Source organism: Variovorax sp. YR266 (genome assembly GCF_900107295.1).
In the GTDB taxonomy this organism is placed as follows: Bacteria; Pseudomonadota; Gammaproteobacteria; order Burkholderiales; family Burkholderiaceae_C; genus Variovorax.
The window spans coordinates 1-1,375 of sequence record NZ_FNPM01000046.1 but is presented as its reverse complement, the minus strand read 5'-3'; the positions used below and the strand labels follow the sequence as shown (position 1 = coordinate 1,375).

Sequence of the window (1,375 nt, the reverse complement as noted above, 5' to 3'; positions counted from 1 at the left end):
CTGCGCGCGTGGCTGTTCCGTCTCGACCCCCAGCAGCATGTCCTGCTGCTGCTGTGCCACCACATCGCCAGCGACGGCTGGTCGATCGCACCGCTTGCACGGGATCTGTCCATCGCCTACACCGCCCGCTGCCAGGGTACGGTGCCCGCGTGGGCGCCGCTGCCCGTGCAGTACGCCGACTACACCCTCTGGCAGCGCGAACTGCTGGGTGACGAGACTGACGCACACAGCACCTCAGCGCGCCAGCTGGCCTACTGGCAGCACACCCTGGCCGGGCTGCCCGAGCAACTGGAGCTGCCCACCGACAGGCCACGCCCCGCCGTCTCCAGCTACCGCGGACAGAGCATGGCGTTCACGGTCCCCGCCGAGGTGCACCAGGGTCTGCTCACCCTCGCCAGGGACGGGCAGGCCAGCCTGTTCATGGTGCTGCAGGCCGCACTCGCGGCGCTGTTCACCCGCATGGGCGCGGGCACCGACATCGCACTGGGCAGTCCCATTGCCGGGCGCACCGACGAGGCCCTGGACGATCTCGTGGGCTTCTTCGTCAACACGCTCGTGCTGCGCACCGACACCTCGGGCAACCCCGGCTTCCGCGAGTTGCTCGCGCGCGTGCGCAACACCGACCTGAGCGCCTATGCGCACCAGGACCTGCCCTTCGAGCGGCTGGTGGAGGTGCTCAACCCCACGCGCTCGATGATGCGCCATCCGCTGTTCCAGGTGGCCCTGGTGCTGCAGAACAACGCCCGCGCCAGCTTCGCGCTGCCGGATCTGGTGGCCACGGGCGAGCCTGTGCGCAACCACACGGCCAAGTTCGACCTGTCCTTCGCCCTGTGGGAGCAGCGCGACAAGGACGGCTCGGCGCAGGGCATTGCCGCCCGGGTGGAGTTCGCCACCGACCTGTTCGATCTGGCCACCGTGGAGCAGCTCGTGCTGCGCCTGCAGCGGGTGCTGCAGGCCGTGGTCGCCGACCCCTCCCAGCCCATCGGACGCATCGAGATCCTCGCGCCCGAGGAGCGCCAGCAGATCCTGCTCGGATGGAACGACACCGCGCACCCCGTGGCCGAGTCGACCCTGCCCGCGCTCTTCGAGCAGCAGGCCGCCCGCACCCCAGAGGCCATCGCCCTCGTCTTCGAGGACCAGCGCCTGAGCTACGCCGAGCTCAACGCACGCGCCAACCAGATCGCTCACCACCTCATCGCTCGCGGCGTGGGACCCGAGCGCTTCGTCGCCCTTGCGCTGCCTCGATCCCTGGAGCTCGTCGTCAGCCTGCTGGCCATCCTCAAGGCCGGCGCTGCCTACCTGCCCCTGGACGTGGACTACCCCAGGGACCGTCTGGCCTTCATGCTCGAGGACGCAGCTCCGGTCTGCATGATCA

General features: G+C 69.7%; 1 protein-coding gene. It reads left to right on the top strand.

The window, feature by feature from the left end:
* The coding region (locus BLW48_RS34850) for a condensation domain-containing protein (protein WP_143047890.1) at positions 1-1,375 on the top strand (1,375 nt) is incomplete at both ends.